Below are 26332 nucleotides of genomic sequence, written 5' to 3'. Positions count from 1 at the left end.
CGCCCCACACATGGGGCGGTGCTATGAGTGTCATGTTTGTCGGCAATGAGGCGCTGTGCGCCTCCGCTCAGCGCGGCGCTGCTTCCATCCGGCCGGCGGCGCGGTCAAAACCCTGCGAAATCGCGTCGCGCATGGCGGCACGGGCGGCCACGGGATTGCGGCTGCTTATTGCCTCCGCGATGCGCCGGTGCACGCCCACCGTCACCGCCAGGGCGGCAGGATCGTTGACCGGGGAGGAGATGGTGAAGGCGGCGGTCAGCGCCATTTCCACCAGCGCGCTGATCGAGGCCATGAACGGATTGCCGGAGGCCTCGGCCAGCACCCGGTGGAACTGCAGGTCGAAGCGCGCAAAATCGGCCGGGGTCTCGGCCTGGGCCATATGCTCGACCCAGTCGAGCAATTGCTCCACCTGGTCGGGGCTGGCGCGTTCGGCAGCGAGGGCGGCCGCCTCGATCTCGATACCGATGCGCACTTCGGCGAGGCTGCGCAGGAAGGTGATGTCCGGCCCAAGCTCGAAATGCCAGGCCAGAACGTCCGCGTCAAAGAGGTTCCAGCGTTCGCGCGGCAGCACCCTGGTGCCGATGCGCGCCCGGGCTTCGATCAGGCCCTTGGCAGCCAGCGTCTTGAGCGCTTCGCGCAGCACCGTGCGCGACACGCCGAACCGTTCGAGCAATTCGCTGTCGGGTGGCAGGATCGAGCCTTGCGGATACTGCGAGGAAACGATGGCATAGCCCAGCTCCCACAGGACGTCCGAATGCAGGTTGCGCGCCGGACTGCGGCCCGAGAGCGTGGCAATCAGGTCGCCCGAATGGCGTGCGCGTCCACCGGACCTGTCCATCTCGCCGTCTCCTTCGTGTTTGCGGACGACCTTAAGCACAGGGGGATAAGTATGACAATAAGTGCAGCCTGCAGGAAGCTGGACAGCGGCAGGCCGGGCAAGCATGGTGCGCGCCGATTATGGCGCATGCAAGAAGGATGAAGCGAGAATGAGCAGCCCCGACACCATCGACAATGTTCTGTCCCAGGTCGATACCGGGCTCGATGCCAGCCTCGAGCGACTGTTCGCGCTGTTGCGCATCAAGTCGATCTCCACCGATCCTGCCTATGCCGCCGATTGCCGGAAGGCTGCCGACTGGATCGCCACCGAGCTCCAGGGCCTCGGCTTCGACGCCGCCGCGCGCCCCACGCCGGGCCATCCGGTGGTCGTGGCCCATGGCCCGCACCAGGCCGGCCCGCATGTCCTGTTCTATGCCCATTACGACGTGCAGCCCGTCGATCCGCTCCATCTCTGGCACACCGATCCGTTCGAGCCGCAGATCGTGGAAAAGGACGGTCGCAAGATCATCGTCGCCCGTGGCGCGTCCGACGACAAAGGCCAGATGCTGACGTTCATCGAGGCCTGCCGCGCCTGGAAGGCCGCCACCGGCGCCTTGCCCATTCGCGTCTCGCTGATGCTCGAAGGCGAGGAGGAATCGGGTGGCAAGAACCTGCCGCCCTTCATGAAGGAGAATGCCGACGAGCTGAAGGCCGACATCGCCCTGGTCTGCGACACCGACATGTGGGACCGCCAGACGCCCTCCATCACCACCATGCTCCGGGGTCTCGTCGCCGACGAGATCGAGATCATCGCCGCCGACAAGGACCTTCATTCGGGCATGTTCGGCAATGCGGCGCGCAATCCCAACCAGCTGCTCGCCGAGATCATCGCCAGTCTCCGCGCGCCCGATGGCTCGGTGACGCTGCCGGGCTTCTACGACGACGTGGCCGAGATTTCGCCTGAGCTCAAAGCCCAATGGGCCGGTCTCGGCTTTGACGAAAAGGCCTTTTTGGGCGCCGTCGATCTCTCCCAGCCCGCTGGCGAACAGTCCCGCTCGGTGCTCGAACAGCTCTGGGCGCGTCCGACCTGCGAGATCAATGGCATGATCGGGGGCTATACCGGGGATGGGTTCAAGACCGTCATTCCGGCTCGCGCCAGCGCCAAGATTTCCTTCCGCCTGGTGTCGGGTCAGGACCCGGCCAAGATCCGCGCCGCCTTCCGGGCCCATGTCGAAGCCATGTTGCCGCCCGACGTCAGCGTGAAGTTCACCCCCCATGGCGGTTCGCCCGCCATCACCGTCCCGGCCGATGGCGACTTCCTGCGCCAGGCCCTCTCGGGTCTCACCGACGAATGGGGCAAGCAGGCGGTCATCACCGGCTCGGGCGGCTCGATCCCCGTGGTCGGCGAGTTCAAGTCGATCCTGGGCCTCGACACGCTCCTCATCGGGTTTGCCCATGTGGACGACCAGATCCACTCGCCCAACGAGAAATACGACCTCGAAAGCTTCCACCGCGGCATCCGCAGCTGGGTCCGGGTCTTGGGTGCGCTGGCGCAATAGCGCCAATGCCACGAGATCGATCGGTGCCACCGTTCCTGTCCCTTTGGTCCAGGCGGTGTCACCACAAATGACGGAGAGCCAGGAGACCCTGGGCTAAACCAGCCATACGGCGATGATCGCGATCACCGCCGGCACGGTCTGGATGAACAGGATCTTCCGGCTCGAGGTCACCGCGCCCACGATGCCCGCCACGGCCACGCAGGCAAGGAAGAACATCTGGATCTGCCAGGCGAAAGCCGGGTCGGGCTGCAGCAGCCCCCAGATCAGGCCTGCCGCCAGAAACCCGTTATAGACGCCCTGGTTGATCGCCAGCACCTTGGTCTGTTGCGCAAAGTCCGGCGTCAGCCCGAAGGCCTTGTGCCCGCGCGGGCTATCCCACCACAGCACTTCGAGCAGCATGATATAGATGTGCAGGGCGGCCACGAGCCCCACCAATATCAGCGCGACACTTGCCATTTACGCCTCCACGGCCACGTCGAGCGCCAGTTCCACCATATCCACCAGCGAGGTCTGCCGGTCTTCGGCGCTGATTTCCTCATGGGTGATCAGGCAATCGGTCATGGTGCAGATCGTCAGTGCCTTGACCCCGAACCGCGCCGCCAGCGTATAGAGGGCCGCCGCCTCCATTTCGACGCCGATCACGCCATGCTGGGGCAGGGTATTATAGCCCTCGAGACCCGGCTCGCGGTGATAGAAGATGTCCGATGAGAGCATGTTGCCGGCGTGGAATTTGAGGCCCTTGGCATCGGCCTTGTCGGCAGCGGAGCGCAACAGGCCGAAATCGGCGATGGGCGCATAATTATAGGGTCCGAACCGGTCCTTGACGATGGCCGAATCCGTCGTTGCGCCCTGCGCCAGGATCACGTCGCGCACCTTTACCTTGGCATTGAGGCCGCCGCAGGTGCCGACGCGGATCAGTGTCTTGGCACCGAAGGCATTGATCAGTTCATGCACATAAATGCCCAGCGATGGCTGACCCATGCCCGAGGCCTGGACCGAAACCGGCTTGCCTTTCCAGGTGCCGGTATAGCCGAGGCAATTGCGCACCGAATTGACCAGTCTGGGCGCCTCGAAAAAGGTCTCCGCAATCCACTTGGCCCGCAGCGGGTCGCCCGGCAACAGAACGGCTTCGGCGTAATCACCTGGCTTGGCGTGGTTGTGCGGGGTGGTCATGGGCTTTTCCTCGATACTTGTTTTGGTCAAATGATTGCCACCCGGGCCGGGTAAACACAAGGATCGGTGCGACAAGCGCTTGACGCGGGGCCGCCCCGGCCTCATTTACCCCCGGCCAGCCAAGGAGAAACGCTTATGGTCGCAAAGATTTTTATCGATGGCGAAGCCGGTACCACGGGTCTGCAGATCCGCGACCGTCTGGCCGGTCGGCGCGACCTCGAAGTCATCTCCATCGACCATGACAAGCGCAAGGATCTCGATGAGCGCAAGCGCCTGCTCAATGCCGCCGATGTCGCCATCCTCTGCCTGCCGGACGAGGCGGCCAGGGAGAGCGTGCGGCTGATCGAGAACGACAGCACGCGCGTCATCGATGCCTCGACCGCTCACCGGGTCGACGAGAACTGGACCTATGGTTTTGCCGAAATGGATGCCGCCCAGACCGACGAAATCGCTCAGGCGCGCTATGTCTCCAATCCTGGCTGCTGGCCGCAGGGCCTGATTGCCGGTCTTCGCCCGCTGGTCGAGGCGCGCATCGTGCCCGGCGATTATCCGCTCTCCTATCATGGCATTTCCGGCTATTCCGGCGGTGGTCGGCAGATGATGGAAGACTACGAAGCGGCCGGCGCCGGCGCGAGCCAGTTCATGCCCTATGGGCTGACCTTCCAGCACAAGCACCTGCCCGAAATGCAGCTTTACGCCCATCTCAATCGCCCGCCGCTCTTCGAACCGGTGGTCGGCAATTTCGCCCAGGGCATGAATACGTCCCTGCCGCTCCATCTCGACATGGTCGCCGATATCCCCACCGGCCAGCAGCTTCATGCCGTGCTCGCCGATTTCTATGCCTCAATCCCCAACAGCTTCGTGCGCGTTGCTCCCTATGATCCGGCGCTGGGCAAGACCGCGTCCCTCGATCCCCAGGCGCATAACGGCACCAACACGTTGACTCTGCATGTCTTTGCCAATGACCAGACCAATCAAGCGGTGATCGCGGCGGTCTACGACAATCTGGGCAAGGGCGCCTCGGGCGCGGCCGTCCAGAACCTCAACATCATGCTCGGCGTCGATCCGCGCGAGAGCCTTGGGGGCTGAGGGGCCGCGGGACGCCGATCACAGTAGAGCTTGAGGAGCACAATGTGCGCACCATTCTCACCTCGATTGCACTGTTCTTTTTCTTGGGTTCATCTGCCCATGCTCAACGTCTCGAACTGACGGTCCAGGACGCATCCCCGGTTTACGACCCTCAGACGCGGACCACGATCCTCGAGATCGACCTCGATGAGGTCAGCCAAATTGCGTTTGCCGACTTCACCAGTCAGAATGTTGGCGCAAGGATAGCGATTTATATCGACGACGAAATCATTCTCGAGCCGAAAATCAACGAGCCGATATATGGCGGGAAAATTCAGCTGGCCTATAAATCGGATGGGGCACAGGAGGTCGCAAGTTCTCTTGTGGCAGGGAAAAGAATTATTTGGGTTTCTGAAATAGAGTAGAAATTTCCGTCTATTTTTATTCTATAAATAATGTTTTTATTTCAAGAGCCTGATGGTCAATTTCACAATTTCCTCTGAGGATTATTTGAGCGCGTTACGCCTGCATATGAGGCGGTACTGGGCGCGTAGTCGAACACCTAAATTGGCATTGTCAGGGCTGTTATTGGTGTGCGTTGTGGCTATGGTCGTCACGGCCTTTGATGCGCTGGTCACCAGCGCTGCAGCTGGCGCCATGATCGCATTGGCCTGCCTGCCGCTGTTGCAGTATTTTGTCCTGCTGCCTTATCAGGCGCGTCGGATCTATCGGCATCAGAAGTCCCTGCATTATCCAGTTCAGGCCGCTTGGAGCGATCGGGGCTATTCGGCTTCAAGCGGAGAGGTGTCAGGCACTACGAGCTGGAACGACTTTTATGGCTGGAGCGCCGACGCCAGGATAATACTCTTCATGCAGTCGCCGGTCTTCTTTCAGATGCTGCCGCGGCGCGCCCTGAGTGACGAACAGGCCGAGCGACTCTTTGCTGATCTTGAGCGATCCGGCCTGAAGCGGCTTTAGCATCGCGACGCGTACGAACACTGTACCGCGTGAACATTACAGGCAGGCCCGTTTGACAACGCTGCCGGGCAATCCAGGATTTCCTTGCCCTCACGGGCCATCGGTTCGATGGTCTCCAGATGAAAGACTCCCAAATCACGACGTCGGTGCAACCGCGGTCGATCCGCAGCGTCTCGCCAACCGTACGCTTCGGTACGGTTTGGCCTTGACCGAAAGCCCGTTTTCGCGCGATGACGCATGCAACAGCGAGGTCCCCAAACCCATGGATAAGTTCACCACTCTGACCGGTGTCGCGGCGCCCCTGCCGATCATCAATATCGACACCGACATGATCATCCCCAAGCAATACCTCAAGACCATCAAGCGCACGGGCCTGGGCACTGCCCTCTTTTCGGAAATGCGCTATAACGAGGATGGCTCGGAGAACCCTGACTTCGTGCTCAACAAGCCCGCCTACCGGCAGGCGCAGGTGATCATCGCCGGTGACAATTTCGGTTGTGGGTCCAGCCGTGAACACGCTCCCTGGGCGCTGCTCGATTTCGGCGTGCGCTGCGTGATCTCCACCAGCTTTGCCGACATTTTCTACAACAATTGCTTCAAGAACGGCATCCTGCCCATCGTGGTGTCGCCCGAGCAGCTCAAGCTTTTGCTCGACGATGCCGAGCGCGGGGCCAATGCCACGCTCTCGATCGATCTCGAGGCCCAGACCATTCGCGGTCCCGATGGCGGGGAACTGCATTTCGACATCGACCCGTCCCGCAAGCAGATCCTGCTCGAGGGCCTCGACGACATTGCCGGTACGCTCAAGTCCGACCCGTCCATCTCCGCCTTCGAGGGCAAGATGGCGGCCGAACGCCCCTGGCTCTGAGGTCATTAAAAATGGTTCAGCGCGTCTCGACCGGCTCCCCGTTTGAAGCCACCTTCGGCTATTCCCGCGCCGTGCGCCACGAGGACAGTGTCTATGTCTCGGGTACGACCGGCTATGATTATGCCTCCATGACCATGCCCGAGAGCGTGGGCGAGCAGGCGCGGAACGCGCTGGCCACCATCGACAAGGCCCTGCGCGAAGCCGGCTCCTCGCTCCAGGACACCGTCCGCGTCGTCTATTATGTCGGCGATCGCAGCCTCGTCGACGAGGTCGTCGCCGCTGTCGGTCCGGTGTTCAAGGACATCCGCCCTGCCGCCTCCATGCTGATCGTGCAGATGATCGAGGAGGGTATGAAGATCGAGATCGAAGTCACCGCCCGCATCGGCGCTGCCACCAGCCATTCCTGAACCCTTCGGGCGATGAACCGAAAGCAGATCGCGCTGGTCGCGCATGCGGCGCTCCTAATCGGGGCGCTGCTCTGGCTCGTGCCGGCGCTGACCAGCTGGGATCCGCGGGCAGGCTATCTCTTTGCGCTGACGTTCTACTGGCTGTTTTTCTGCCTGCCAGTCATCGGCTGGCATGCCCTGCCCGCCAACGAAGGCGGCCTCTTCTCCGAAAAACTGCCCTGGCGCGACTGGTGGCTGGTGCCGCTTCTCCTCGCCCAGGTCGGGATCGTGGCCGTCATCGCCTTTGCCCCCAATACCAATTTCCTTACCAGCGGCGGCATGTGGCTGGCCATCCTCCTGGCCGTCATCAACGGCCCGCTCGAGGAAATGGCCTGGCGCGGCGGCTTTATCGGCACGTTCCGCAATCGACCACGCCTCGGCTTCTGGCTGGGCTGGGTTCTCTTCACCGCCTGGCACGTGCCGCTGGCGTTGAGTGTCGGCGTCACCTTCGAGGGCGACTGGCCTGCCCTTCTCGGCGGCGCCGCCGTGCTGGGGCTGTTCTGGAACTGGATCGCCTGGCGCACCGGCTCGGTCTTTTATGTCAGCATGGCCCATGCCCTGACCAATATCTTCGCCTTCTGGCTGCTGCTCGACAGGAACGGATTCGTTTGAACCCGCCTTGCCTTGGCGGGTAAAATTCCGCTATGTGCGCGGCCAGGTGTACCCACCAGTACGGCGAGGAGTTTTCCCATCATGGCCACCCATTCCCTTTTCCTTCTGCCCGGCGACGGCATCGGCACCGAGATCATGGTCGAGGTGGAAAAGCTCATTGCCTGGACCAATGCCGAGGGGCTGACCGATTTCTCGACCGATACGGGCCTTGCCGGCGGCGCGGCTTACGATGCCCATGGCGTGGCCATCACCGACGAGGACGTCGCCAAGGCCAAGGCTGCCGATGCGGTGATCTTCGGGGCCGTGGGCGGACCCAAATGGGACAACGTGCCCTATGAGCACCGCCCGGAAGCCGCCCTGCTGCGGCTCCGCAAGGAACTGGCGGTGTTTGCCAATCTGCGGCCCGCCATCTGCTATCCGGCCCTGGCCGATGCCTCCTCGCTCAAGCGCGAACTGGTCGAGGGGCTCGACATCCTCATCGTGCGCGAGCTGACCGGCGGCGTCTATTTCGGTGAACCCAAGACCATTACCGATCTCGGCGATGGCCAGAAGCGCGCCATCGACACCCAGGTCTACGAAACCTACGAGATCGACCGCATCGCCCGCGTCGCCTTCGATCTGGCCCGCACGCGTTCGGGCAAGGTGCATTCGGCCGACAAGAAGAACGTCATGAAGTCCGGCGTGCTCTGGGACGAAGTGGTCAAGACTGTCGGCAAGGATTATTCCGATGTTGAGCTGCATCACATTCTGGCCGACAATGCCGCCATGCAGCTGGTGCGCACGCCCAAGCAGTTCGACGTCATGGTCACCGACAATCTCTTCGGCGACATCCTCTCGGACGTCGCGGCGATGCTGACCGGTTCGCTGGGCATGCTCCCCTCGGCCTCGCTGGGCGCACCCGATCCGGTCACCGGCAAGCGCAAGGCCTTCTACGAGCCCGTCCATGGCTCGGCCCCGGACATTGCCGGCCAAGGCATTGCCAATCCCATCGCCATGATCGCTTCGGTTGCCATGGCCCTGCGCTATTCGTTCAACATGATCGAGCTGGCCAACAAGCTCGAAGGCGCTATTTCCGCCGTGCTGAGCGACGGCCTGCGCACCGCCGACATTGCCCAGGACAATCGCAAGACCATCGGCACCGAAGAGATGGGCGCCGCGATCCTGGCCAAGCTCAAGCAGTAAGCCAGGCCCTGGCGCCATCCTGGCCATCGGGCATGTCCCGGTGATCCAAAACAAAAAAGCCCCGGTGTTTCCACCGGGGCTTTTCTCATTCCAGCTCTGCCGGACTTATTCAGCCGAGCCTTCGGCAACGGCTGCGGCCTTGGCAGCCTTTTCTTCAGCGCGTTCCTTGGCCTTTTCGCCGGGAACGGCCTTGTTCGGGTTGTTGCGGGCTTCGCGCTTGGCCAGGCCTGCAGCGTCGAGGAAACGCAGCACGCGATCGGTCGGCTGGGCGCCAACGCCGACCCAGTGCTGGGCGCGTTCGGTGTTCAGCACGACGCGGTTCTCGGCATCCTTGGCCAGCAGCGGGTTGAAGGTGCCGATCTTCTCGATGAAGCGGCCATCGCGCGGCGAACGGGCATCGGCGATGACGATGTGGTAGAAGGGACGCTTCTTGGTGCCGGCGCGGGCGAGGCGGATCTTGAGAGCCATTTTTCAGTCCTGTCAGTAAATCGTTGTGTTCGGTTATTTCTTCTTGCCCAGGCCGGGCAGGCCAGGGAAACGGGGCGCTCCGCCCAGACCGGGTAGCACCGGTCCGCCGGAGGATTTGAGAAGCGCGTTGACATCGCTGGGCAATGCCTTCTGCGCCGAAGGCAGGTCGGCCGAGGGCAGGCCCTTGAGCTGCTCGGGATCGATCCCGGCCTGGCGCGCCATCTGCTCGAGTTGCTTGGGGTCCATTTTGCTGAGGTCGGGCATGCCACCGAGCATGCCGCCCATCTTGCCGCCAAACATGCCGCCCAGCGCGCCCATGCCACCCTTGCCGACCTTTTTCATCATGTCGGCCATCTGGCGGTGCTGCTTGGCGAGCTTGTTGATCTCGCTGACCTCCACGCCGGCACCGGCAGCGATGCGCTTGCGGCGGCTGGCATTGAGCAGGTCGGGATTGGCGCGTTCGGCCTTGGTCATGGAATTGATGATGGCGACCTGGCGATCGAACACCTTCTCGTCGATGCTGGCGCCGGCCATGGCCTTCTTGAGCTGGCCTGCACCGGGCAGCATGCCCATGAGGCCGCCCATGCCGCCCATCTTCTTCATCTGCTGCAACTGGGCGCGCAGGTCGTCGAAGTCGAAGGAGCCCTTCTTGAGCTTCTTGGCCATCTTGGCCGCGTCTTCGGCCGTGACGTGTTCGGCCGCCTTTTCGACGAGGCTGACGATGTCGCCCATGCCCAGGATGCGGTCGGCGATGCGGCTGGGATGGAAATCTTCCAGCGCATCCATCTTTTCGCCGACACCGATCAGCTTGATCGGCTTGCCGGTCGCGGCGCGCATGGAGAGGGCCGCGCCGCCCCGGCCATCGCCGTCGACGCGGGTCATGACGATGCCGGTGACGTCCAGGCGTCCGTCGAAGGATCGCGCCACGTTGATGGCGTCCTGGCCGGTCAGCGCGTCCACCACCAGCAGGATTTCGTGCGGTCTGGCGATGTCCTTGATGCTGACGGTCTCTGCCATCAGCTCGTCGTCGATATGGGTGCGGCCGGCCGTGTCGAGGATGAGCACGTCATAGCCGCCCAGGCGGCCCTCGCGCTCGGCGCGGCGCGCGATTTCGACCGGGCTTTCCGAGGTGACGATCGGCAGGGTATCGACGCCCACCTGTTCGCCCAGGACGCGCAGCTGCTCCATGGCCGCCGGGCGGCGGGTATCGAGCGAAGCGAGCAGAACCTTTTTCTTCTGGCGGTCCTTGAGGCGCTTGGCGATCTTGGCGGTGGTGGTGGTCTTGCCCGAGCCCTGCAGGCCCACCATCAGGAGGGTGACGGGTGCGGGGGCATTGAGGTCGATGCTGACGGCGTCCGAACCCAGCACCTGGACCAGCTCGTCATTGACGATCTTGACCACCTGCTGGCCCGGCGTCACCGAGCGGGTGACTTCGGCGCCGACGGCGCGCTCGCGCACCTGCTCGACAAAGGCACGCACAACTTCGAGCGAGACGTCAGCCTCGATCAGCGCCCGGCGGATTTCGCGCATGGCCGCATCGACATCGGCAGCGTTGAGCGCGCCGCGTCCGCGAAGTCCATCGAAAATCTTGCCAAGCCGGTCTGAGAGGCTCTCGAACATCTGTTTTCCTTTTCGCTCACGGGGATCAGCCCCCGGAGAGATAAGTGTCAAAAGGCCAAATGCAAAACCCACCCGCGGGCGCAACGCGCTGGCGGATGTTGGCCTCCGGGATCGTCGAACCCCTGCGGGGTCCCGGTCGGCTGGTCAGGAGCAAAAGCCTGATGAACGGGGTGGCTTTAGGTCAAACGGGGCGGGGAGTCAAGAAAAAGAGGCAATTTCCTGTGCCTTGGCCGCCGCCCCGGTCGGAGGTCAATGACCGTGGCCGAAAAGCTTCATGACCCGGCTGCGCCAATCGCTCGGCATACGCATCGCCAAGGCCTTGAGAGCGGGCCGCAGGCGCATGTCCCAAAGATGGATGATCATCCAGCCTTTCGGCGTCACCGGCAGGGCATAGTCGCGCACGGTCACCGTCTGGGTGGCGAAAGTCAGCTTATAGGGCATGGCCGGCACACCGAGGTCACAGCCGACAATGCCCATTTCAGAGCAGGCTTCGAGGATTTCGCCCAGGTGCAGCTTGCCCGGGCTCTCCTCGGAATTGGAAAAGTCGCGGCTGGCGATGAAGGCGTAATAGCGCCCGGCATGCACAAAACCCCATTGTTCGGCGATTGGCTTGCCCTCATGGGTCAGCGAGAAAGCCGCCAGGGTCACGTCATTGCGCCCCACAAGGCTGCGGCAGAATTGGGGAAAGCCGCTGTCGCGGAAGGCCCTGGAGGTGAGGCCCTGGTCGCGCAGCCTCTCGGCGCGGCCGCTCAGCGTGCGGTCCACAAGTGCAAGACGCTCGGCCGGATCGGTGACGAGGCGGTGTTCGACATGCCCTTCCCGCTCGAGGCGGTTGCGCGCATTGCGCATGTTCTTGCGCGTCTTGGTGCGGATGGTCTGGAAATAGCTGGCGAAATCGGCAAATCCGTCCAGCGCCACGAAGGGCGCGCCCTGTTCGGCGCCGGTCGTCGCCTTGGTGGGGGGCAGTCCGCGATCGAGCGCGGAGCCGTCACGCACCTTGAGCAGGCTGACGAAGTCGCATGGTCCGCTGCCGATGGCTTTGGCGAGCATGGTGTCGATAGCTGCACGGGCGTCGACGCCGGGCGCCAGAAGTGCACCGGCATATTGCCCGAAGGCATTGCCAAGCGGCACCAGCACCGTGCGCGACAGCGTGCGGATGCGTTCGAGCGGCAGGATGCCGACAAGCCGCCGGCCCTGCTCGAGGGTCACGATGACCGGGTCAAAATCCTTGTTGCCGCGACTGGCCTCGAAATCGTAGATCGCCCGCGCCCAGCCCAGGCTCTGGAACAGGCCGGTATCGGAACTGGCAATTTCCAGAGACAGCCAGCGATCGGCCAGCGCGTCCAGGGCCTCGCGATTGGCGAGGACCCCGGCGCTCAGCGCAAATCCGGCTGCGGCCGCGGCGTCGAGACGGCGGTCGGCAAACTCGAGGGTGTCGGTCAGCATCATTTTTCGAAGCTGTGGGCTGGAATGTCGCGCACGCCTTCGGGCGCGGCCGGATCGACTTCGAAATCGACCGTATAGACCTTCTTTTTCTGCGGGTTGAGCGGGCTGAACTTGACCGCGCCGGCCAGACCCAGCTTGGCCATGTAGGAGAGGCCCGTCACCTGCTGGCTGAGCGACTTGGCGCCCAGCTTGTCGCGCAGCACGCCATTGGCATAGTTGACCGCGTAATGCTTGCGCAGGTCGTCGGTCCAGTGCTCGGTGGTAAAGCTGACATTGAGCATGCCGTGATTGACGACGCGATGCGGACCGTTGAGCGGCCAGTGCAGCATCTGCCCCGCTTCGAGGTCATAGACCTGGGCGAAGTCGTCGAACCAGGGCTCGAAGGGCATGTCGGTTTCGCGCAGCTTGCCCAGGATCAGCTTTTCCAGCGCCGGCTGGGAGATGAACGGGGCCTGGGCGGGATAGACGTAGACCTTCTTGGTGCCGCGCACCTGCCAGAGGCTCTGGCCGGGCACGTCCGAATGATACTTCACCGACACGTTGGGCGAGGAGATGAGAATGGTCAGGTTGCGCTTGTAGGACGCAAAGCCCGGCACGCGCTCCTCGAACTCGGCATAAAGGCTGTCGAGCAGTTCGCCATAGGCGGGATCGGTCTTGGCCGGGGCCGTCAGGTTCACCCAGATATTGCCCTGGCGCACGGTCTCGATGACCTCGGCGCCCGACAGGTTGCGGATCTGGCCTTCGCGGCGCTTGGGTGGGTTGCCCGGCGTCTTCTGCGAATAATTGACGTGATAGGCTTCGCGCGGGCTCTTCTCGATCAGCCGCGCCAGCGCTTCGTCGGTAAAGAGAGGTGAATTGGCCAGGCTATGGCTGAGGCGCAGGGACTGGTTGCCCCACAGCTTGGGATAATGCGGCTGCCAGTCGGTGATGATCTGGTCGGTCATCATGGGCATATTCATAGGTCGGACTCCGAAAGTGGCAAACGGACGACAATTCTTCGCCTGCCACACTAGCGAAATCGTGGTCTCCCGCATCTCAAAGCTGCTGGACTGGTTAAGATCGGACCCGGCTCAAGTGGTTAAAAATAAAAGAAAATTGTCTCTTTTTCGGGAATGCGGCCTGTGCCGGCCGGGCGGTCGAAACCGGACGCGCTGGAATTTTGCCGACACATCCGCCATATAGGGCGCAAAGGCTGCAAACCCGCAGCAATCCCGGAAGACGGCAGTGAGCGACGTCCCCTTTTTGAAGATGAACGGGCTGGGCAACCAGATCATCGTGGCCGACCTGCGCGGCACGGCGGCGCGCGTCAGCCCGCAGGCCGCCATTGCCATCAATGCCCGGCCCGAAACCCGCTTCGACCAGATCATGGCCATCCATGATCCGCGCACGCCCGGCACGGCCCATCACATCGAGATCATCAATTCGGACGGCACGCTGGCCCAGGCCTGCGGCAATGGCATGCGCTGCGTGGTCCAGGCGCTCTCGGCCGAAAAGGGTCGGCAGCGCTTCACCTTCGAGACCCTGGCCGGCATCATCTTCGGGGAGGAAGCCGAGGACGGCCAGATCAGTGTCGACATGGGTACGCCCAAATTCGCCTGGTACGACATACCCCTCAACGAGGAATTCGCCGATACCCGCCAGGTCGAACTGCAGATCGGGCCGATCGATGCGCCGGTGCTTCATTCTCCGTCGGTGGCCTCGATGGGCAATCCGCACGCCACCTTCTGGGTCAAGGACGATGTCTGGTCCTATGCGCTGGACCGCTTCGGCCCGCTGCTCGAAAACCATCCGCTCTTTCCCGAGCGGTGCAATATTTCCATCGCCAATGTCGTCAATGCCGAGCGCATCATCCTGCGCACCTGGGAACGCGGGGCCGGGCTGACCCAGGCCTGCGGCACGGCGGCCTGCGCGGCCCTGGTCAACGGCGCCCGGACGCGGCGCACCGGTCGCAAGGCCGTGGTCACGGTGCCCGGCGGGGACCTCGTCGTGGACTGGCTCGACAATGACCATGTGGTCCTGACCGGGCCGGCCGAGCGCGAATGGGCCGGGCGCCTCGATCCCGCGACGGGCGCCTGGACGCGCAGCGAGGCTGCCTGATGGCCATCGAAACGCTTACGTTCGGGTGCCGCCTCAACGCCTATGAAGGCGAGGTGATGAAGGCCGAAGCCGAAAAGGCCGGGCTCGACAACGCCATCATCATCAATACCTGCGCGGTGACCCAGGAGGCCGTGCGCCAGGCCAAGCAGGCGGTGCGCAAGGCACGGCGCGACAATCCGGAGGCGCGCATCATCGTCACCGGGTGCGCGGCACAGACCGAGGCGCGCGTCTTCGGCGACATGGACGAGGTCGATCTCGTCATCGGCAATGCCGACAAGCTCAAGGCCGAAAGCTACAAGCCCATGGTCTTCGGCACCCCGCTCAACGACAAGGTGCAGGTCAACGACATCATGAGCGTGCGGGAAACCGCCGGCCATCTCATCGAGGGCATGGATGGGCGCACCCGCGCCTTCGTGCAGGTGCAGAATGGCTGCGATCACCGCTGCACCTTCTGCATCATTCCCTTCGGTCGCGGCCCCTCGCGCTCGGTCCCGATGGGCCTCGTGGTCGAACAGGTGAAAAAGCTCGTCGCCAACGGCTATTCGGAAATCGTGCTCACCGGCGTCGACATCACCTCCTATGGTCCCGACCTGCCCGGCAGCCCCAGTCTGGGAACGCTGACCCAATCCATCCTGCGCCATGTGCCGGACCTGCCGCGGCTGAGGATCTCTTCCATCGATTCCATCGAGGCCGACCCGGCGCTCTACGAAGCGGTCACCGATGCCCGGCTGATGCCGCATCTGCATCTGTCGCTGCAATCGGGCGACGATCTCATTCTCAAGCGCATGAAGCGGCGCCATCTGCGCGAGGATGCGCTGGCGGTCGTGGACAAGCTGCGCACGCTGCGCCCCGACATGGTGTTCGGGGCCGACATCATTGCCGGCTTCCCCACCGAGACCGAGGCGATGTTCGACAATTCGGTCCGCTTCATCGCCGAGGCCGGCCTCACCTATATCCATGCCTTTCCCTATTCGCCGCGTCCGGGCACGCCGGCTGCGCGCATGCCGCAGGTGGGCAAGGCCATTGCCCGCCAGCGCGCTGCAATATTGCGAGAAGTGGGCGAGGCGCGGTTCCGGGCGCTGTGCGCCACCCGGCTTGGCCGCGTCGAAACCGTGCTGGTCGAGCGCGACGGGCTGGGCCGCACCGAACAATTCGTGCCGGTTCGCGTTGCCGGTACGACGGCTGGCGAACTGGTCACGGTGCGCGTCACCGGGCTGGGCGAAGACGGGCTGATCGGGGATGCTCTCCGCGCAGCGGCCTGACGATAGTTGACCTTGGTGGTTCGAGAGGATCACCGCGAGGTTTTCAAGAGTTCTGCGAAGGCGTTGCATCATGGCGCCACAGCGATCGAAAGATAGGGTATGACCGAAAAGAAACCCGGCTTCTTCCAGCGTCTCTTCGGCGTGCCGCCCCAGCCCCAGCCCGGCCCGGCGCCATCGCCTGCGCCGCCGGAAACCCGGCCGGAAGCGCCCGCAGAGCCGATCCCGCCCGTCCCCGAAACGGTACCGCCAACGCCCGAGCCGGCCGCTCCGCCCGAAGCACCGGGCCCGGCCGATCATCCGATCCCCCCCGGCCCGCCCGAAACGACGCCCGATTATATCGAGGAGATCGAGGACAAGGCCCATGCTGGGCTCGACAGCCAGCCGATCGTGCCGGCGCCGGCGACAGCTGCCCCGGTGGCGCCCCAGGGCTGGTTCTCCCGTCTTGCCTCCGGGCTCAAGCGCTCTTCGGACACGCTCACCACCTCGATCACGTCGGTCTTCACCAAGCGCAAGCTCGATGCGGCGACGCTCGATGAACTTGAGGACGTGCTGATCCAGGCCGATCTGGGCATCGATACGGCCATGGCCATCACCGAAACGCTGCGCCGGGATCGCTTCGACAAGGATGTGTCGGGCGAAGATGTCCGCGCCGTGCTGGCCGCCGAGGTCGAAAAGGTGCTGGGGCCGGTGGCGCGTCCGCTCGTCATCGATGCGGCCAGCAAGCCCTTCGTCATCCTGATGATCGGGGTCAACGGATCGGGCAAGACCACCACGATCGGCAAGCTGGCGCAGAAGTTTGCCCGCGAGGGGCGCTCGGTCATGCTGGCCGCCGGCGACACCTTCCGCGCGGCGGCCATCGAACAGCTGCAGGTCTGGGGCCAGCGCACGGGCGCGCCGGTCCTGGTCCGGCCCACCGGGGCCGACGCCTCGGGCTTGGCCTTCGATGCCGTCACCCAGGCCCGGGCAGAAGGGCGCGACGTGCTCATCATCGATACGGCCGGACGGTTGCAGAACCGCGACGAATTGATGAACGAGCTCGAAAAAGTCATTCGCGTGATCAAGAAGGTCGATCCGCAGGCGCCCCATGCCACGCTGCTGACGCTCGACGCCACCACGGGGCAGAATGCCATGAAGCAGGTGGAGATCTTCGGCCAGCGCGCCGGGGTCACCGGTCTGGTGATGACCAAGCTCGACGGCACCGCGCGCGGCGGCATCCTCGTCGCCATTGCCCGCAAATTCGGCCTGCCGGTGCATTTCATCGGTGTCGGCGAGGGGGTCGAGGACCTCGAGCCCTTCGAGGCGCGGGACTTCGCCCGTGCCATTGCCGGGCGCGATTAGCCGTCTTTGCCAGAGCGGGCGCTGTCTTTGCGCCGTCCAAAAAACACCATTCTTGTCCGCTATCGGCTTGCATGAAAGGGCCTGCGCGGCCACATTGGCCCGCACTGCCATGGAAAAACCGATGACCGAAAAGACTGCAGAACCAGAAGTCAACTGGGACGAACTCAAGCCGCAGATCATCAAGCTGGCGCTGGAACTGGGGCCGCTGGTCCTGTTCTTCATCATCAATGCGCGGGCCGACATCTTCGTGGCAACGGCCTGGTTCATGGGCGCCATGGCAGTGTCACTGCTGCTGAGCTGGCTGATCCTCAAGAAGGTGGCGGTGATGCCTCTGGTCACCGGCGTGGTCGTGCTGGTCTTTGGCGGACTCACCCTCTGGCTGCAGGACGATACCTTCATCAAGATGAAGCCGACCATCACCAATGTGATGTTTGCCTCGGTGCTGCTCGGGGGTCTGCTCTTTGGCCAGTCACTGCTGAAATATGTCTTCGGCGACGTCTACAAGCTCAAGCCCGAGGGCTGGTGGAAGCTGACCCTCAACTGGGGTCTGTTCTTCGTGCTCCTGGCCGTCATCAACGAAGTGGTCTGGCGCAATTTCTCGACCGATTTCTGGGTCGCGTTCAAGGTCTGGGGGATCATGCCGCTGACCGTCATCTTCTCGATGACGCAATTGCCCCTGCTCAACAAATATGCTCCCGAGCCCGAGGCTGCACGACCGCCTCCGGTTGTGGTGGAAAGCTGATCTCAGGCTTTTGGCGACCGTCGTCGGGCCTTGCGCTGCGCCGTCCTGGCAATGTTCTCGGCGATACGGGCCTTAACGATGCGGATCACCAGCGCATCCGGCAAGGGCGCATCGGGGGTGAATTGCAGCGTCCCCTTGGAGGTGCGCCATGGGGCGATCTCGTCTTCCATGCCGGTAAAGACCGAATTGCCCATGGGAAAGAGCGAGCAATGGGTCTTGAAGGCGCAATAGGAAACCAGCGGTCCCTCAAGGCCAATGCCCGGCATGGCATAGGTGATGATTTCTTCGGCCTCGGGCGCTGCCGCGCGGATCACGGCGCGCAGGTGCTGCATCGCCTCCCTGAACGCGGGCGCGAGCGCCTCGATATGGGCGTCGATCTGCGCAGTGGCGGTTTCGGCATCGGGCATGGCAGGGTCCCTCCCGGGCAGCGTCACCTTATTGTTCAGTTGCGCGGGCAAAAGGGAAGGCCTATCTCACAAGCAATACTGAACGGGGTGTGAAATGGCCGGTCCAGCGCCGCGCAGGCAATCGGTGGGTGTCAATGTCGGGGGCGTCATGGTCGGCGGCGGCGCGCCCGTCGTCGTGCAATCGATGACCAATACCGATACCGCCGACATCGACGCCACGGTCAGGCAGGTCATGCAGCTGGCCCGGGCCGGCTCGGAGATCGTGCGCATCACCGTCGATCGCGACGAGAGTGCGGCCGCAGTGCCCATCATTCGCGACCGCCTGGCCGTCATGGGCTATGACGTGCCGCTGGTGGGCGATTTCCACTATATCGGCCACAAGCTCCTCACCGATCATCCCGCCTGTGCCGAGGCACTGGCCAAATACCGGATCAATCCGGGCAATGTCGGCTTCAAGGCCAAGCGCGATACCCAGTTCGCAACGCTGATCGACATCGCCAACCGCTATGACAAGCCGGTCCGCATCGGGGTCAATTGGGGCTCGCTGGACGAAGAATTGCTCACCCGGCTGATGGACGACAATGCCGTCTCACCCAACCCGATCTCCGCTGCCGCCGTGCAGCGCGAGGCCATCATCCAGTCGGCGCTGCTGTCGGCGGCCCGCGCCGAGGAGCTGGGCATGCGGCGTGACCAGATCCTGCTCTCGACCAAGGTGTCCGACGTCCAGCACCTGATCGCGGTCTATCAGGACCTCGCCGCCCGCTGCGATTATGCGCTCCATCTCGGCCTCACCGAGGCGGGCATGGGATCGAAGGGCATTGTCGCCTCCTCGGCAGCGCTCGGCATCCTGCTGCAGCAGGGCATCGGCGATACGATCCGCATCTCGCTGACGCCCGAGCCGGGCGGCGATCGCACGACCGAGGTCAAGGTCGCGCAGGAATTGCTCCAGACCATGGGCTTCCGCCAGTTCCTGCCGGTGGTCGCGGCCTGTCCGGGATGCGGACGCACCACGTCCACGACCTTCCAGACCCTGGCCAAGGACATCCAGGACCATCTCAACATTTCGATGCCGGAATGGCGCGAGCGCTATCCGGGCGTTGAGACGTTGTCGGTCGCGGTCATGGGCTGCATCGTCAACGGGCCGGGCGAGAGCAAGCATGCCAATATCGGCATTTCCCTGCCGGGTACCGGCGAAACTCCGGCCGCGCCCGTTTTCGTCGATGGCGAAAAAGTCGCCACCCTGCGCGGTGCCGATGTCGCCGACCAGTTCAAGGTCATGGTCGCCGACTATATCGAAAAGAAGTTCGGCACCGGCAAGCAGGATGCGGCCGAATAAATGAACGAGCGCAATCAACGCCGCCTGTTCTGGCTGGCCATGCTGATCATCGTTTTGGGCGGGCTCAAGCTGATGGGCCAGATTTAGTGGCAACAGCGGGTCGTCCCGACCTTGGCGACGTCCTGGCGCTCGATCTCATCTGTCTGCGCGAGCCTGATGGTGGCCCACTCGATTGCGAACTCCATCGCGAGCGGCTGGCAGTCTCCCTGCCGAAATCGGAATGGGTGTGTCTGCGCCGGGACCACAAGCTCATTGCCTATGGCTATCTGTGGCCACAGGCAGACGGATCCTGGTTTGTCGGCGGCCTTGCCATTCATCCCCGCTATCGCACTGCGCCCGTGATTTCCGAGCTCGGGGCCGGCATGCGCGATCTGGTGCGCACGCTGGGCATCGGCACGTTGCGCAGCCATGTGCTGGTCAGCAACACGGCTTCGCTGCGGCTTCATCGCAGGCTGGGTTTTGCGGTCGAAATGCAAAACGAGCGCGCCGTCGCCTTTGTGGCGAACGGCGCCGACCTGCTGGGGCGCTTGCCTCTCAAGCCTATTCCGCCGCGTTCTGGCTGACGGTGATATCGAGTTCGCCGCCGATTTCGACGGTCTTGGCCTGCTTGTCGAAGACGCAGACAATGCTGCCCGCGCCGCCGCTCGGGAAGGCACCGGAGACAATGGCGAGGCCGAAGCTCTCGCTGCCGAAGGGATCGACCACTGCCTCTGGCTCGGTGAAGACACCTTCGGTGGCATCGAGGCAGGCCGTTTCGACCTCGGCGGCAAATTCGGCCCAGGCGTCGTCGGACGACGCCAGGGCGCTCGTGACGCCGGCGAGGCTGATGGCGAGCAGGATCAGGGGCTTAACCATGGTCTTTTCCTTTGTTTCAGCCCCCGAAGGCTAGCGAGGCAATCAGGCTTTTTCTTGCCATTCGGGCAATGGAAACACCCGGTCATAGGCCCAGTTGAAGACAAAGGCATAGACCATGTAGAAGGCCGCCAGCGCGATATCCATGACCAGGGCCTGCCAGATCGAGATCTGCAGATACCAGGCGATCGCCGGCAGCATGAGGGCCAGCAGGCCCAGCTCAAAGAAGAGCGCGTGGATGACGCGGATGGGCGTGGTCTTTTCCGTCCCGCCCCGGAGCCTGACCATCAGGTGGTCGAAACCGAGATTGTAGACATAGTTCCAGACCATCGCGACGGTGGCGCTGGCCACCACGATCACCGCGCTGTCGCCACCCGGCAAATGGAAGGCGAATGCGGCGAGCGGCGTCGCCAGGATGATGCCGATGACTTCAAAGGAAATGGCGTGACGGATACGGTCGGCTGTGTTGCGCATGGCAATCCCCAGATCACCGGGCCGTCCCGAACGCGATGCCCATGATGGGGGAGGCCGTCCTCACGCGGAGCGATATAGGCGAGGGCCGTGGCTGCGGCAAGGCCGGGAATGCATGCCCGATGGTCTATGGCTGCAGGACGAAGATTCCGGCGGTGACCTCGGGCCCGCCGCCCATGTCGGGTACGTCATAGGTGGCGATCCGGGTCATTTCCGCGCGCGGCAAATGCCGGCGGAAGGGATCGCCGACCAGGACCTTGGCACCACGTCGGGCATGCGCCTTGAGAACCGGCAGGGTCCGCGCCGCCACTGCCGCATCATAGAAAACGTCGCCGGCCAGGACGATCTCGGCCTCCGCCATCGCCTCGGCGGCAATGAGCGCAACGCCATTGGCCTTCGCATTGAGCCCCAGCGCAATCTGCCCGATCGCGTCGGGCTCGAAGGCCATTACCGCCGCTGCGCCCGCCCTGGCGGCGGCAATGCCGACCAGTCCCGAACCGGCGCCGAAATCGAGTACGGTTCTGCCGCTGACCGCTTGGGGATTGTCGCGCAGATAGAGCGCCAGCGCCGCCCCGCCCGCCCAGGCATAGGCCCAATAGGGGGGCTCGTCGCGCCCCGCTTCCGCGAGGAAAGCAATCAGCCCGCTGTGCGGATGGGGCTGGTAGAGCACGATATCGGGGCGGAAGGGCAGCGCCGTCAGCACAAGGCGGGCCCGGATGAAATCCTCTGCCGCGCTCACTCGGGCAACTGGCACGCATCCACCCATTGGCGACCGCACAGTTCGGCCAGCCGGTCGACGCTGAGCCGGACCGAGGCGTGGGTATCGCCGCCGGCGGGAATGACGATGTCATAGGCCTTGAGCGAGGTGTCGAGATAGATCGGCAACGGCGCGGGCAGGCCGAAAGGGCAGACCCCGCCCACCGCATGGCTGGTCAGCCGCAGCACGTCCTCGGCGCCCAGCATGCGCGGGCGGCCGCCAAAGGCCTGCTTGGACTTCTGGTTGTCGAGCCGGGCATCGCCGCGCGTCACCAGCAGCACGTCCTCGTCCCGCACGCGGATGCAGAGCGTCTTGGCGATCTGCCCCGGCGCGACGCCATGCACCTCGGCAGCAAGCGGCACCGTGGCGGTCGAGGCCTCGGTGACGATCACCGAAAGATCGGGCGCGCGCGCGGCGAGGTCGGCGGTGACGGAAGCAAGGCTCATGGCAAACTCACAGCAATTGGCTGGCGAGGCGGTTCTCGTAATCGGCCCGCATCTTGTGGTGGAGGGGAGCGGTCAGGGCCCGCCGCAGGAAATCGGCATCGATGCTGCGGGCTCCATCGAGCGCGATCAGCGCGCTCATGGTGATCCGCGCGCCGGAAAACGGAGTGAGATCGACGGCCATGCCCGCCTCGACCGCGCCGCCGGCCAGCACCCGGCAATAGGCACCGGGCCGCCCGGCCTTGTGGAAACGCTTGGCAAATCGGGGATCGCCCATGCGGGCCGCGAACACCGCGCAGGGCGTGCGGTGCGAGGTCACCTCGAGCAGGACCGTGCCGATGCCGAAGCGGTCGCCCACCGCCACGTCGCGCCCCACGACGCCCGAGATGGTGAGGTTCTCGCCGAAAAGGCCGGGCGTCACATCCACGCCCTCCTCGCCCCAGAAGGCATAATCGTCGGCAAAATAGAGATAGACCGCCTGGTCGACCCCGCCGTGATGCTTGCGGTTGAGCACGGCATCGTCGACGAGACCCAAAGGGGCGATCTCCACCGGGCCGGTGACGGGCCTTTTGTAGATACCCGAGCGGGTGGTGCGGCCGGGAACGGGCTGGGGCGTGCCGCGATTGACGCTGTCGAGACGGACCATGCTCATTTCTGCCGCGCCGCGAAATAGCGCGCCGTGGCGCGCAGGCCGTCGGCGCGGGGCCCGAAGGTGCGCAGGGCCAGAAGCGCCTCGTTGACGATGCCGTCGAGCATCTTGCGGGCAGCCTCGATGCCCAGCCGGCCCACCAGGGTCTGCTTGCCGGCCTCTGCATCCTTGCCGGTCGCCTTGCCCATGGATTCGGGGCTGGCCGTGACGTCGAGAATGTCGTCGGCCAGCTGGAAGGCCCGACCCGCCGCTTCGGCATAGGCGGTCAGCGCCGAGAGGGCCCGCGCATCAGCGCCGCCCAGGATCGCTCCCATGCGCACCGAGGCGCGGATCAGCGCGCCGGTCTTCATGGCCTGCATGGCGGCGATGTCGGTCTCCGAAAAGCCGCCCTTTTCGCCCTCGATATCGCGCATCTGCCCGCCGGCCATGCCACCGGCGCCGGAGCCTGCGGCCAGCTCGGCCACGAGGCGCACCCGCACCTGCGGATCGGCATGGCATTGGACATCGGCCAGGATGGAGAACGCATGGGTCAGCAGCGCATCGCCCGCCAGGATGGCGCTGGCCTCGTCGAAGGCCCTGTGCACCGTGGGCCGGCCGCGCCGCATGTCGTCATCGTCCATGGCCGGCAGGTCGTCATGGATCAGCGAATAACAATGGACCATTTCCACCGCGAGCCCGGTGCGCAGCGTGTCTTGCCGGGGCACCGAAAAGATCGCCGCCGCCTGGCGGACGAGCAGCGGCCGCAGCCTCTTGCCGCCCTCGAGGCTGCCATGGCGCATGGCGGCCACCAGCCGTTCGGCAGCCGGGCCCGGGCCCGACAGGCTCGCACCGGTCAGATAATCGGAAAGCCCGGCCTCCACGGCGCGGGCGCAATCGGCGCTGTCGGCGGAAAAGTCATACATGGCCTCGTTGCTAGCGTTTTGGGCTGGGGGCGGCAAGGGGTGGCGGTAGCGGCAGCGCCGTCGCTTGCCCTCGGCTCCCAAGTGCCGGTACACAGCCCCATGGCCCGACGTAAGACATTCTGGCGCGCCCTGCGCATCCCCCTCGGCATCCTGGCCGTGCTCGTTGCCATCCCGCTGGTGCTGACGCCGGTCTATCTGGTCGTCGCCCCGATCTCGGTCCCCATGCTGGTGCGGGGCGTCACCGGGCAACCGGTGGTGCGAGTCTGGCGCGATATCGACGATATCTCCGACCGGCTGAAAGCTGCGATCATCCTCTCCGAGGACGGACAATTCTGCCGCCATTGGGGCATCGACGTTACCGCCTTGCGTATCGAGGTCGACAATTACCTGGCTGGGCGCGAGACGCGCGGGGCCTCCACCATCACCATGCAGGTGGCGCGCAATCTGTTCCTGTGGAACGGGCAGAGCGCGCTGCGCAAGGCGCTCGAAGTGCCGCTTGCCGCCTATATCGACCTCGTCATGCCCAAAAAGCGCATCATGGAAATCTATCTCAACATCGCCGAATGGGGACCGGAGGGCGAGTTCGGCATTGCCGCCGGCAGCGCCCGGGCCTTCGGCCGCGAGCCGCAGAACCTCGACTGGCGGACGGCCAGCCTTTTGGCGGTTACCCTGCCCAATCCGATCCTGCGCAATCCGGCCCGCCCCAATGCCGGGCTCAACCGGCTGGCGGGGATCGTTGAAAACCGCGCCCGGGACTTCGGCCAGCGCGCCGCCTGTGTGGGGCAGGGCGGGCGGCTGGCGCTCTAGCCCTGCGCATCCGGCGCCGGATGCCGTATATCCCAATGTGAAGGGGTGTAAATATGGCCTTCCAGATTGCGACAATGCCACCGGCGCTGCCCTGCGCAAACTGGCACGGTTCGAGGGTAATGGCTTCATCCACACCGATATCGAGCAGGGTTGGATGCAACAAAACCCCTAGCCAAGCCCCCGCACTTGCTCTATAGAGCCCCCCAATCCCATCAGAGATACGTCTCTGGGCCGCTTCTGGCGGCGCAACGATATTGAATTCGGAGTACCGACCATGGCTGTGCCAAAACGCAAGACCTCGCCGATGAAGCGCGGTTTCCGTCGCTCGGCTGACGCGATTGCCAACCCGACCTATGTCGAAGACAAGGATTCGGGCGAGCTGCGCCGTCCGCATCACGTTGACCTCAAGACCGGCATGTATCGCGGTCGCCAGATCCTGGCAGTCAAGAAGTAAGCCAAAAGGCTGTTTGGCGCGGATGCGCTAATCTGATATTCGAGCGGCCGGCCCCCAACAGGGTCGGCCGTTTTGTTTTTCCGCCGCCATGAGAAGCGGCTTATTCAGGAGCAACAGGCAGATGAGCATGCGCGTCGAATCGGACACCATGGGCAATATCGAAGTGCCCACCGACAAGTATTACGGCGCGCAGACGGCTCGAAGCCTGATGAATTTCGACATTGGCGGCGAAAAGATGCCGGTCGAGATCGTACGCGCCTTCGGCATTCTCAAGAAGGCGGCTGCCCTGGCCAATACCAAGCTCGGCCTCATGGATGAAAAGACGCGCGACCTGATCGTGGCCGCAGCCGACGAGGTGATCGAGGGCAAGCTTGCCGATCATTTCCCGCTCGTGGTCTGGCAGACCGGCTCGGGCACGCAGTCCAACATGAATGTCAACGAGGTCATTTCCAACCGCGCCATCGAAATGGCCGGCGGCACCATGGGCTCCAAGAAGCCCGTCCATCCCAATGACCACGTCAATATGAGCCAGAGCTCGAACGACACCTATCCCACCGCCATGCATATCGCGGCGGTCGAGGCGGTCGAAAACTATCTGTATGAACGCGTCCGGCTGCTGCGCGATACGCTCGCGGCCAAGTCCGAAGAATTCATGGACGTGGTCAAGATCGGCCGCACCCACCTGCAGGACGCGACACCCCTGACGCTGGGCCAGGAGATTTCCGGCTGGGTGGCGCAGATCGATTACGCACTCGATGCCATTGAAAAGACCATGCCGCAGCTCAAGGAGCTGGCGCTGGGTGGCACCGCAGTGGGTACGGGCCTCAATGCCCATCCCGACTACGCCGTGGCCGTGGCGCGCGAGATCGCGGACCTCACCGGCCATGATTTTGTCACCGGCCCCAACAAGTTCGCGCTTCTGGCCGGGCACGATGCCTTCGTGGGCACGTCCGGCGCGCTCAAGCAGCTGGCGGTGGCGTTCATGAAGATCGCCAATGACGTGCGTTGGCTCGCTTCCGGCCCTCGCTCCGGCCTGGGCGAGATCACCATTCCTGAAAATGAGCCGGGCTCCTCGATCATGCCGGGCAAGGTCAACCCGACCCAGTCCGAGGCCATGACCATGGTCGTTGCCCAGGTGATGGGCAATGATGCGGCAATCGGCTTTGCGGCCAGCCAGGGCAATTTCGAGCTCAACGTCTTCAAGCCCGTCATCGCTTATAATTTCCTGCAGAGCGTGCGTCTGCTCGCCGACGCCGCCAAGAGCTTCAACGACAATTGCGCTATCGGCATCGAGCCGGACAAGAAGCGCATCAAGCATCTGGTCGACCAGTCGCTGATGCTGGTGACCGCGCTCAATCGCCGAATTGGCTATGACAATGCCGCCAAGATCGCCAAGACTGCGCACAAGAACGGATCGACCCTGCGCGAAACCGCGATCGAGCTGGGCCTGCTGACCGGCGAGGAATTCGACGCCGAAGTGAAGCCCGAGCAGATGGTCGGCCCGCTCAAGCTTAAAAAGTAATGTACCCCCTTGTAGCCTCCCCCTGAAAAGGGGAGGCCGGGGCAGGGTGCCTGCGAC

Annotated in this window: 31 protein-coding genes; 17 read left to right on the top strand and 14 right to left on the bottom strand. The window is 64.0% G+C overall.

Annotated elements, in window-relative coordinates; translation table 11 throughout:
- Nucleotides 1–67 precede the first annotated feature (67 nt).
- Entirely contained in the window at nucleotides 68–838 is a 771-nt protein-coding gene (locus tag VE26_RS13700; RefSeq protein ID WP_046106367.1) for a FadR/GntR family transcriptional regulator, read from the bottom strand.
- 148 nt (nucleotides 839–986) lie between these two features.
- On the opposite strand from VE26_RS13700, the gene VE26_RS13695 reads away from it, so the two are divergent.
- Nucleotides 987–2375 (top strand): M20/M25/M40 family metallo-hydrolase, encoded by a 1389-nt coding sequence (locus tag VE26_RS13695; protein ID WP_046106366.1) that lies wholly within the window; start codon nucleotides 987–989, stop codon nucleotides 2373–2375.
- A gap of 93 nt (nucleotides 2376–2468) precedes the next feature.
- Here the strand turns inward: VE26_RS13695 and VE26_RS13690 are convergent, their stop codons facing one another.
- Both VE26_RS13690 and deoD read right to left on the bottom strand, forming a co-directional pair.
- Entirely contained in the window at nucleotides 2469–2831 is a 363-nt protein-coding gene (locus VE26_RS13690) for a DUF1304 domain-containing protein (protein WP_046105748.1), read from the bottom strand.
- Nucleotides 2832–3548, bottom strand: coding sequence for a purine-nucleoside phosphorylase (gene deoD / locus VE26_RS13685; protein WP_046106365.1), 717 nt, complete (start codon nucleotides 3546–3548; stop codon nucleotides 2832–2834).
- 135 nt (nucleotides 3549–3683) lie between these two features.
- Between deoD and argC the strand changes: the two genes are divergently transcribed.
- The 7 genes from argC to leuB all read left to right on the top strand — a co-directional run bounded on the left by argC (nucleotide 3684) and on the right by leuB (nucleotide 8702).
- Nucleotides 3684–4637: an N-acetyl-gamma-glutamyl-phosphate reductase gene (gene argC, locus VE26_RS13680; protein ID WP_046105747.1), complete on the top strand. Its 954-nt coding sequence runs from the start codon at nucleotides 3684–3686 to the stop codon at nucleotides 4635–4637.
- A gap of 44 nt (nucleotides 4638–4681) precedes the next feature.
- Nucleotides 4682–5041 carry a SecDF P1 head subdomain-containing protein gene (locus tag VE26_RS13675; RefSeq protein WP_046105746.1) on the top strand — a complete coding sequence of 120 codons (360 nt, stop codon included), beginning with the start codon at nucleotides 4682–4684 and terminating at the stop codon, nucleotides 5039–5041.
- Nucleotides 5042–5093: 52 nt separating this feature from the next.
- A complete protein-coding gene (locus VE26_RS13670) occupies nucleotides 5094–5594 on the top strand; it encodes a YcxB family protein (RefSeq protein ID WP_084620477.1) in 501 nt (166 codons plus the stop codon).
- A 262-nt stretch (nucleotides 5595–5856) separates the two neighbouring features.
- On the top strand, nucleotides 5857–6462 hold the full coding sequence (gene leuD, locus VE26_RS13665; protein WP_046105744.1) for a 3-isopropylmalate dehydratase small subunit: 606 nt from the start codon (nucleotides 5857–5859) through the stop codon (nucleotides 6460–6462).
- Between the two features lie 11 nt (nucleotides 6463–6473).
- Nucleotides 6474–6869 (top strand): RidA family protein, encoded by a 396-nt coding sequence (locus VE26_RS13660; RefSeq protein WP_046105743.1) that lies wholly within the window; start codon nucleotides 6474–6476, stop codon nucleotides 6867–6869.
- Between the two features lie 12 nt (nucleotides 6870–6881).
- Nucleotides 6882–7520: a CPBP family intramembrane glutamic endopeptidase gene (locus tag VE26_RS13655; protein ID WP_046105742.1), complete on the top strand. Its 639-nt coding sequence runs from the start codon at nucleotides 6882–6884 to the stop codon at nucleotides 7518–7520.
- Between the two features lie 81 nt (nucleotides 7521–7601).
- Nucleotides 7602–8702 (top strand): 3-isopropylmalate dehydrogenase, encoded by a 1101-nt coding sequence (leuB, locus tag VE26_RS13650; RefSeq protein ID WP_046105741.1) that lies wholly within the window; start codon nucleotides 7602–7604, stop codon nucleotides 8700–8702.
- 105 nt (nucleotides 8703–8807) lie between these two features.
- On the opposite strand, the gene rpsP is transcribed toward leuB, so the two are convergent.
- The 4 genes from rpsP to VE26_RS13630 all read right to left on the bottom strand — a co-directional run bounded on the left by rpsP (nucleotide 8808) and on the right by VE26_RS13630 (nucleotide 13195).
- Complete coding sequence (rpsP, locus tag VE26_RS13645; RefSeq protein WP_046105740.1) at nucleotides 8808–9170, bottom strand: 30S ribosomal protein S16; 363 nt, start codon at nucleotides 9168–9170, stop codon at nucleotides 8808–8810.
- 33 nt (nucleotides 9171–9203) lie between these two features.
- A complete protein-coding gene (gene ffh, locus VE26_RS13640) occupies nucleotides 9204–10790 on the bottom strand; it encodes a signal recognition particle protein (protein ID WP_046105739.1) in 1587 nt (528 codons plus the stop codon).
- A gap of 249 nt (nucleotides 10791–11039) precedes the next feature.
- Nucleotides 11040–12236 (bottom strand): GNAT family N-acetyltransferase, encoded by a 1197-nt coding sequence (locus VE26_RS13635; RefSeq protein WP_160297851.1) that lies wholly within the window; start codon nucleotides 12234–12236, stop codon nucleotides 11040–11042.
- The gene (locus tag VE26_RS13630) at nucleotides 12236–13195 is read right to left on the bottom strand and encodes a hypothetical protein (RefSeq protein ID WP_052715924.1); all 960 of its coding nucleotides are present in this window, start codon (nucleotides 13193–13195) and stop codon (nucleotides 12236–12238) included. Before VE26_RS13630 ends, VE26_RS13635 begins: the two co-directional genes overlap by 1 nt.
- 289 nt (nucleotides 13196–13484) lie before the next feature.
- Between VE26_RS13630 and dapF the strand changes: the two genes are divergently transcribed.
- From dapF to VE26_RS13610, 4 genes are all read left to right on the top strand, one after another.
- Complete coding sequence (gene dapF / locus VE26_RS13625; RefSeq protein ID WP_046105737.1) at nucleotides 13485–14333, top strand: diaminopimelate epimerase; 849 nt, start codon at nucleotides 13485–13487, stop codon at nucleotides 14331–14333.
- A complete protein-coding gene (mtaB, locus tag VE26_RS13620; RefSeq protein WP_046106363.1) occupies nucleotides 14333–15595 on the top strand; it encodes a tRNA (N(6)-L-threonylcarbamoyladenosine(37)-C(2))-methylthiotransferase MtaB in 1263 nt (420 codons plus the stop codon). Before dapF ends, mtaB begins: the two co-directional genes overlap by 1 nt.
- Nucleotides 15596–15694: 99 nt before the next feature.
- Nucleotides 15695–16933, top strand: a complete 1239-nt coding sequence (gene ftsY, locus VE26_RS13615; protein ID WP_046105736.1) for a signal recognition particle-docking protein FtsY — start codon at nucleotides 15695–15697, stop codon at nucleotides 16931–16933.
- Between the two features lie 109 nt (nucleotides 16934–17042).
- Complete coding sequence (locus tag VE26_RS13610; RefSeq protein ID WP_046105735.1) at nucleotides 17043–17675, top strand: septation protein A; 633 nt, start codon at nucleotides 17043–17045, stop codon at nucleotides 17673–17675.
- Between the two features lie 2 nt (nucleotides 17676–17677).
- Here VE26_RS13610 and VE26_RS13605 read toward each other — a convergent pair whose 3' ends face one another.
- Nucleotides 17678–18082, bottom strand: coding sequence for an iron chaperone (locus VE26_RS13605; protein ID WP_046106362.1), 405 nt, complete (start codon nucleotides 18080–18082; stop codon nucleotides 17678–17680).
- 94 nt (nucleotides 18083–18176) lie between these two features.
- Between VE26_RS13605 and ispG the strand changes: the two genes are divergently transcribed.
- Together ispG and VE26_RS13595 are read left to right on the top strand one after the other, a co-directional pair.
- Nucleotides 18177–19418 (top strand): flavodoxin-dependent (E)-4-hydroxy-3-methylbut-2-enyl-diphosphate synthase, encoded by a 1242-nt coding sequence (gene ispG, locus VE26_RS13600; RefSeq protein WP_046105734.1) that lies wholly within the window; start codon nucleotides 18177–18179, stop codon nucleotides 19416–19418.
- Nucleotides 19419–19504: 86 nt separating this feature from the next.
- Nucleotides 19505–19981: a GNAT family N-acetyltransferase gene (locus VE26_RS13595; RefSeq protein ID WP_052715922.1), complete on the top strand. Its 477-nt coding sequence runs from the start codon at nucleotides 19505–19507 to the stop codon at nucleotides 19979–19981.
- Here the strand turns inward: VE26_RS13595 and VE26_RS13590 are convergent.
- The 6 genes from VE26_RS13590 to VE26_RS13565 form a co-directional block, all read right to left on the bottom strand.
- Nucleotides 19959–20273 carry a hypothetical protein gene (locus VE26_RS13590; RefSeq protein WP_046105733.1) on the bottom strand — a complete coding sequence of 105 codons (315 nt, stop codon included), beginning with the start codon at nucleotides 20271–20273 and terminating at the stop codon, nucleotides 19959–19961. The genes VE26_RS13595 and VE26_RS13590 overlap by 23 nt on opposite strands.
- Before the next feature lie 42 nt (nucleotides 20274–20315).
- On the bottom strand, nucleotides 20316–20744 hold the full coding sequence (locus VE26_RS13585) for a PACE efflux transporter (protein ID WP_046105732.1): 429 nt from the start codon (nucleotides 20742–20744) through the stop codon (nucleotides 20316–20318).
- Between the two features lie 124 nt (nucleotides 20745–20868).
- Nucleotides 20869–21495 (bottom strand): class I SAM-dependent methyltransferase, encoded by a 627-nt coding sequence (locus VE26_RS13580; protein WP_244465706.1) that lies wholly within the window; start codon nucleotides 21493–21495, stop codon nucleotides 20869–20871.
- Complete coding sequence (locus VE26_RS13575; RefSeq protein WP_046105730.1) at nucleotides 21477–21944, bottom strand: YbaK/EbsC family protein; 468 nt, start codon at nucleotides 21942–21944, stop codon at nucleotides 21477–21479. The genes VE26_RS13580 and VE26_RS13575 overlap by 19 nt, the downstream gene beginning before the upstream one ends.
- Before the next feature lie 7 nt (nucleotides 21945–21951).
- Nucleotides 21952–22593, bottom strand: coding sequence for an MOSC domain-containing protein (locus VE26_RS13570; protein WP_046105729.1), 642 nt, complete (start codon nucleotides 22591–22593; stop codon nucleotides 21952–21954).
- Complete coding sequence (locus VE26_RS13565) at nucleotides 22590–23492, bottom strand: polyprenyl synthetase family protein (RefSeq protein ID WP_046105728.1); 903 nt, start codon at nucleotides 23490–23492, stop codon at nucleotides 22590–22592. The genes VE26_RS13570 and VE26_RS13565 overlap by 4 nt, the downstream gene beginning before the upstream one ends.
- A gap of 99 nt (nucleotides 23493–23591) precedes the next feature.
- On the opposite strand from VE26_RS13565, the gene VE26_RS13560 reads away from it, so the two are divergent.
- The 3 genes from VE26_RS13560 (at nucleotide 23592) to fumC (ending at nucleotide 26275) form a co-directional block, all read left to right on the top strand.
- Nucleotides 23592–24299, top strand: a complete 708-nt coding sequence (locus tag VE26_RS13560) for a transglycosylase domain-containing protein (RefSeq protein ID WP_046105727.1) — start codon at nucleotides 23592–23594, stop codon at nucleotides 24297–24299.
- Between the two features lie 274 nt (nucleotides 24300–24573).
- Nucleotides 24574–24753, top strand: a complete 180-nt coding sequence (gene rpmF / locus VE26_RS13555) for a 50S ribosomal protein L32 (protein ID WP_046105726.1) — start codon at nucleotides 24574–24576, stop codon at nucleotides 24751–24753.
- A gap of 121 nt (nucleotides 24754–24874) precedes the next feature.
- A complete protein-coding gene (fumC, locus tag VE26_RS13550; RefSeq protein WP_046105725.1) occupies nucleotides 24875–26275 on the top strand; it encodes a class II fumarate hydratase in 1401 nt (466 codons plus the stop codon).
- Nucleotides 26276–26332 lie beyond the last annotated feature (57 nt).

It is taken from the genome of Devosia chinhatensis (genome assembly GCF_000969445.1).
Lineage (GTDB): Bacteria > Pseudomonadota > Alphaproteobacteria > Rhizobiales > Devosiaceae > Devosia > Devosia chinhatensis.
Note: the sequence above shows the minus strand (reverse complement) of the source record. Positions and strands in the feature narration are given on the sequence as shown.